This window comes from Aliiglaciecola aliphaticivorans, from assembly GCF_054782055.1.
The window spans coordinates 65,137-71,136 of the sequence record NZ_BAAGTF010000034.1; the positions used below are offsets into that span (position 1 = coordinate 65,137).

The following is a 6,000-nucleotide window of genomic DNA, read 5'->3' on the forward strand; positions in this document are numbered from 1 at the left end:
ATGAAAGGTGGTTTTAAGCGTTGAAAGGCTGGGCGGCATCAGGGTGAGAGATGATAGCGAAAGTTCTTCGCTTATTGATTTCATTAAGAAAATCGGCGTTTGCCATGTATCTGAATTCCCGTTTTGTACAACTATTTGTACAAAAAAATAAAGTTAACTCTAAGCCCTGATCATCAAGCAGATTGCCACGGCCTACAGCCAGCAAAACCTCTCATCAAAGCATTGAAAAATTTGAGCGCTATCCTAGCAAAATAACTAAGTACTATAAATCAAACACTCAGTACTTCTTTTAGCTTGTCTAACGCCAGCTTATGTTTGTCATCTGGCATTGTGGCCAGATTAATCTGTTTCCATCTAATGGCCGGAAGTTCACTTACATCATCAAGACCAAGCAACGCCCAATCCGGCTCACGGTTTTTAAACGATAGTAAAAACGCTTTTTCACTATCGGTTAGCCCTTGGTGAATAAGCTCTACCAAGCGCTCTCTAACGGCCACCAGTTCTTCAAGCGGTACGTCCGTCTCGGCCATATTTGCAAATTCACCTGCATAAATGGCCGCTATATCTTTAAATTGCGGCCTTAACAATTCGGCCATTGGCCGATTGTGACTTGAGAGATAGATTATTAGTGCCTTTCTTATCTCATCCGTCAGGCCTTCATTTTCCAAGAGCCACTTCACATCGAATAAGTCTCTTGGGTGCTGCCTATCTAATGCCGCGCATATTTTGCCAGCATAAAGATCAGCCAAGGCCACCACAGGCACTTCTGCATAACCAAACTCATCTTCTACAGCGGCGCATACTTCCATCAATTTCGGCTCGTAAACCGTGCCACGTAATACGGGCGATAACTCTACTTTAATCTGCACGCCATTACGGCCAACGATTAGTCTCAGCGCATCGCGTTTTGACTTATAAGCTTCTGTTAGCTCAACATCTTTAAACGCGACTTTTAAATCTGCGCTAATGGCATCTAATGCTGCGCATATTTCCTGTAATGCGTCATCACGGCCTTTCATTGGCAGATAAACCAAATCAATATCAACCGACAAGCGCGGAAACTCTCTGACAAAGAGATTGATCGCCGTACCGCCTTTAAGCGCAAAGCATTCTTGCTTTGCGACAAAAGTTAAAACCTGCATCAATAACTGCACTTGCTTGTAATAAATACTGTTTCTATCTGTCATTTTCTTATCAGGGCTAACTTTCGCTTTCCATTGCCATATGTGACGGCACAGTGATCAAATAATCCGTATCCAATTTACCGCCTTTAGCCACAACACGCTTGCCTGAGCCTAAGTCGTAATCCTCGACAATCAGCTTGTTAAACCAAGGGTAAGCTTGGCGTTTAGCCAGCCAGAAAAACAAACGTTTCACCTTTACACTTTTGCAAGCTTTTAAAAGTGTATCGAGTTTTCTGGGTGATAAATTCACTAACCCCTGCATTAGCTCATCAGCATGTTCAAAGCTAACGGCATCGGGTAAATCCACCAGTAACTCCAACAACGCTTTTTCAGGGCATGAAAAATATACAGGGGGCAGTTCTGCCTCCCATTCATGCTGCCTGATAAAACTTTTGTCTTTTGTCAGCCATTCAGGCCACAACGTATTGGTACTATGCCCCTCACATTCAACGGGCAACGACAAACGCCCCAACCATGATGGCAACTTGCCTTGTGCATATAAATGTATATGTGGCGTACTGCCTAACGCCAGATACTGCGACAATCCCGACAAGGACAATGCTGACAACCCGCCAACGATGACCGAAGGCAGATTATCCGAGTTGTTCACATCCATACGCTGCATAGAGGCAACAACCCCTTCCCAGCTCAATGAGCGGGAATACTGGCTATATACGCCAGTAGCCAGTAATAACAAAGTTTCTGTTTTTACTGCGTTATCGATGGCATGGGCACTTAAGCCTTGTTCTGCCAGCCACTTTTTAGTCGCCAGCATGCCATAAGGTAGAAGCGCTTTAAGTGACTGTTTATAAGCCCCTTTTGCTACATCATCATGTGAAGTAGTGCTGTTAACCAAGCGTACAACCCTTTTTAGTTTACCATTAGCTTTATTTGCGGCGCTTAACGCCGTAAAAAACAATATGTATAAACTAACACAATAAACCATGGTTTACCACCATTAAGTTTCACGGCGGTAAGCGCCGCGAAATACACAAAATATAAACCGGAACGGTTTAAAACAAAGGCGCTATCGATATTAATAATACCGATAGCCAGTATTATTTAAACTTTTAGGGCTTGAGGTTAAACAACATATTCAATATCAGCGAAACAGGAGGGGTGTGGCAGTCAAGCTTATTAGCTCCATAAACCTGATTACGAAGCCTAATAGAAGGACCAGTCCCCATAAGAAAAAGCACGACTTGAGTTAATGATCTCAAACAAAATTATAAAGGGACAGTTTGAGTATTAAAGTAGTATGAGTATTAGGTCTGAATATTAAAACAGACATAGGCGAGGAATTTCCCTCGCCTATGAGCTGACATTTTGATTTTAGAATGCGTATTTGATCGAGGCTTTTACTGTGCGCGGTGCGCCCGGCATAGTCCAAGCTTCAAAATAAGAGTTTTGGTAATATTCTTCATCCAGTAAATTATTTACGTTAAGGTTAAGCTCTAAGTTGTCGCTGAGTTCAACATTGGCAAATAGGTTAACGAGAGTATAACTGGGTAAGTAAAAGTCTTGTTCCAAGAAGTCACCTAATTGGCTCCCAACATATTGAATAACTATACCTCCATTGCCTTGATAATCACCCACTTGAGCGAATTGACGAAGCATCAAGCTACCGCTGTGCTCTGGCACATTACCCAGCGGAGCACCTTCTTCAATGACATAATAATCCCACAGTGTGATCTCTTTTGAGTTTTGCGCATCGACATAGGCGTAGGACAGAGATAATTGCGTGTCCGCGGCTAAGTTGTATGACATATCCACTTCAAAACCTTGGCTTTGCGCTTCGCCGATTGCTTCGGTTGATCCGTCGCCACCAGGGCTACTTGCCAGAATGTTGTTTTTTTCAGTATTGAAAATAGCCGCGGTGCCTTGGAATCCAAGATCGCTTAATTCCCATTTTAGCCCCACTTCCCAAGATTTACTTTCTTCAGGTTCATGGCCTGTCCCCTCAGAATTGACGCCGGAATTTGGCCTAGCGCCTTCAGAATAACTTGTGTAAATTCGGGCTTCATCTGACAACTCATAAACTAAGCCCAACCTGGGGTTAGAGTAAGATTTTGAAATACTGGTTTTAGTGTCGGTAAGACGATTGGTAATGTCTTGTTCAAATTTATCAAATCGGATGCCGAACATGGCTTTTAGAGCATCGGTTAAATTAATTTGATCTTGAAAATAGATACCTTGACCGCTTTGCTCTTCAAGATCATCAATATTTGATCCCATTTCAGGTAAATCATCCCTATAAGTGGGGTTGTCAAAATCGATGGCGTAGGCGTCGGCACCATCACCTTCTTCACCTGAATGACGGTAACGCAGAACTAAACGATCGAGTTCATATTCGTATACATCGCCGCCAATCAATAGGTTGTGTTGTAAACCGAATAATTGTGCGGTGCCACTAAACTCAAAGCGTCCCGAATAATCTTCAGCATCAAATTCTCGGTAGCGCCGTTGACGAACCACATAGTTGTTGTCAGCATCATACCAACGAGGTTCAGACACGCTGCCTTCAAACGACGAAGTCCGCACGCTTATTCCCGCGTTAAAGGCCCAATCACTTGATAAATCGTGCTGAATTTCAAGTTGATGGCCAATGGCGTTAATTTTTACAGGACCATCCGCGGGTTCACCGTAGAAATTTGAATATGAAAAAGGCTTATCTTCAACATAAACAACCCCGCGATCCATGTCGGCTTCTTGCTTTAAATATTCTAATTCATAACTGACAAGAGTATGGTCACTCAGTTGATAGAGAAATGAAGGGGTTATGACGGTTTTTTTCTTATCTACCGTATCGCGATAGCTTTCTGAGTCTTCATGTGCACCATTTACTCTAAATGCTAAATTGTCAGTAAGCCGATTGGTGTAGTCGCCTTCGGCACGTAGTTGAGCATAACTGCCTGCGGTCAGTTTAAGATAGCCAGCTTCTTGGAATTGAGGTTTTTTAGTGGTGATATTCACTGTCCCACCGGGCTCTCCGCGACCATAAAGTGCAGAGCTAGGGCCTTTTAACACTTCAATAAACTCAACGTTCGAAGTATCACGGTTACCGCTAAAACCACGGCCAGCGCTAAAACCATTAATCAAATAAGCCGAAGGCAAGTTTTCGTCCCCAGCAAACCCTCTGATTGCAAACATGTCCCATAAGCCACCAAAATCATTTTGTCGGGTAACACTGCTGACCAACTCTAAGGACTCAGTTAGCCCTGTTATACCCGTAATTTCGAGGGTTTCGTTTGAGATGGTAGCGATAGCTTGCGGTAAATCTTTCACTTTCACGTTGCCGCGATAAGACTGGCGTAAACTCTTTACTTCAACCACTTCTAAACTCTCATTTGCCGACTCTGTAAGATCCGCTCCTTGCGCCGCGAATGGCGCGAGTAAAGCAGCACCAATATAAAAACTCAGAGGCTTCAGTGAGCGCATAGGTAAATGGCTTTTCATAGTTATTGTTTTCATTTTCATGATTGTCATTACTTATTGTGTGGAGTAGTCGGAAAATTTGGGTAGTGTTGACATTGTTTCTAAACTATATTCCGCTCGAGTAAACAACAGCGGGTAATAGAAATGTCGTAAAGCTTCGTGGTAGGCGCGAATATCTTGTTCATATTGCATGGCCGCACGCGTGTCTGTTTTAGCCAATGAAGACATTAACCTTTGGGTTAACATCGGCGGTGACAACAGTGCAAATTTTCCTGCAAGCGTGTCTTTTTTTAGGGTTGCTTGTTGATAGGCTTTGGAAAGTTCGCTGACTTTTTTATCGCCGACTTGCTGAAACGCGTAATACCATTTCCATTCAAATGTCGGTCCCATATCAATGTGATCTTTCCATTGGGGATAATCAGCTAAAAAAGCGTCCCAAGTGTCAGATTCAGGCAAATCCCAAGCATCATTTACGGCTTCGCGTTGAGTCAATAATATATCTGCCCCACTCGGACTCGTGACCATGTTGTCAATCGCAACATCGCTAGCAACAGGGATTAAGACACTCACCAGGATCCAAACCGACAATAGTACCGATGCGATTTTAGTAGAATTTTGATTTGAGCTTAATCGGCTTGAGGTATACCAAAAAATGAGTAGCGTCCAAAAAAGTATGTGAGCCACGACCACCATGATGGTAAAAGCTGTTTCCACAAAAGATGCACCCGAAATAATAGCGCCGACAATAAATGGCACTAATATAACTCCCCCTAAGGCGGAACTCATGACGAAAGCACGAGGAAACCATAGGAACTTTTGTTTTACCGCTGTTGTGAGCAATAAATCGTAGCGCCCTGCTTCACGCTCCGATGAGCGCAAGTCGTGCAATAATAAAATGACGAAGAGAGGCAACAAGATGCTGATTAAAAAGGCAAAATCAAAGCGCCCTAAAAACGAGAGTTCCGGGTTATCAGCATCGGTTTCGTATATTTGCCCCTCAATCGCTAGCATTCGAATACGGTGTTTCCACGGATAAACGTCTCTTTGCCCTATTGCCGCAAACGCCAATGAAGAAGGCTCGGAGTAGGTTAAATTAAAGGTGTAGTATGCGGCCATGCCGTAATCTGGTTGGTGTGCTATTACACTATCGCGGTCTATTTTGTCTTTTTCTTTTAATCGTTCAATGGTAGTTGACTGGCTTTGCATTTCACTCAAACCAGACCAAACAGCGAATATCGACAAGGAAAACGCAATGCCTAGGGCCTGTTGATCTTTCGTGATTGGTTTTTGAGCGGCATGGTAAAGAGTTATAATTTGTTTCGCCAAAAATAAACTAACAACTCAATACCATGCCGAGACTAATGCTAACTGATCAGCGGTG

4 protein-coding genes are annotated in these 6,000 nt (G+C 43.2%); all 4 read right to left on the reverse strand.

Translation table 11 applies throughout. The annotated features are described in order from the left end of the window. Positions 1–269: 269 nt before the first annotated feature. Positions 270–1,187: a nucleotidyl transferase AbiEii/AbiGii toxin family protein gene (locus ACYVIL_RS16775; RefSeq protein WP_460313589.1), complete on the reverse strand. Its 918-nt coding sequence runs from the start codon at positions 1,185–1,187 to the stop codon at positions 270–272. Positions 1,188–1,200: 13 nt separating this feature from the next. Further along, positions 1,201–2,130, reverse strand: coding sequence for a type IV toxin-antitoxin system AbiEi family antitoxin domain-containing protein (locus ACYVIL_RS16780; protein WP_460313591.1), 930 nt, complete (start codon positions 2,128–2,130; stop codon positions 1,201–1,203). 386 nt (positions 2,131–2,516) lie between these two features. Then, positions 2,517–4,655, reverse strand: a complete 2,139-nt coding sequence (locus ACYVIL_RS16785) for a TonB-dependent siderophore receptor (RefSeq protein WP_460313593.1) — start codon at positions 4,653–4,655, stop codon at positions 2,517–2,519. Positions 4,656–4,673: 18 nt separating this feature from the next. Continuing rightward, positions 4,674–5,945, reverse strand: a complete 1,272-nt coding sequence (locus ACYVIL_RS16790; protein ID WP_460313595.1) for a DUF3526 domain-containing protein — start codon at positions 5,943–5,945, stop codon at positions 4,674–4,676. Positions 5,946–6,000: the final 55 nt, after the last annotated feature.

Bases quoted from the DNA above. Each gene is read 5' to 3' on its own strand.
- ACYVIL_RS16775 (WP_460313589.1), bottom strand. From the start codon at position 1,187: ATGACAGATAGAAACAGTATTTATTACAAGCAAGTGCAGTTATTGATG.
- ACYVIL_RS16780 (WP_460313591.1), bottom strand. From the start codon at position 2,130: ATGGTTTATTGTGTTAGTTTATACATATTGTTTTTTACGGCGTTAAGC.
- ACYVIL_RS16785 (WP_460313593.1), bottom strand. From the start codon at position 4,655: ATGAAAACAATAACTATGAAAAGCCATTTACCTATGCGCTCACTGAAG.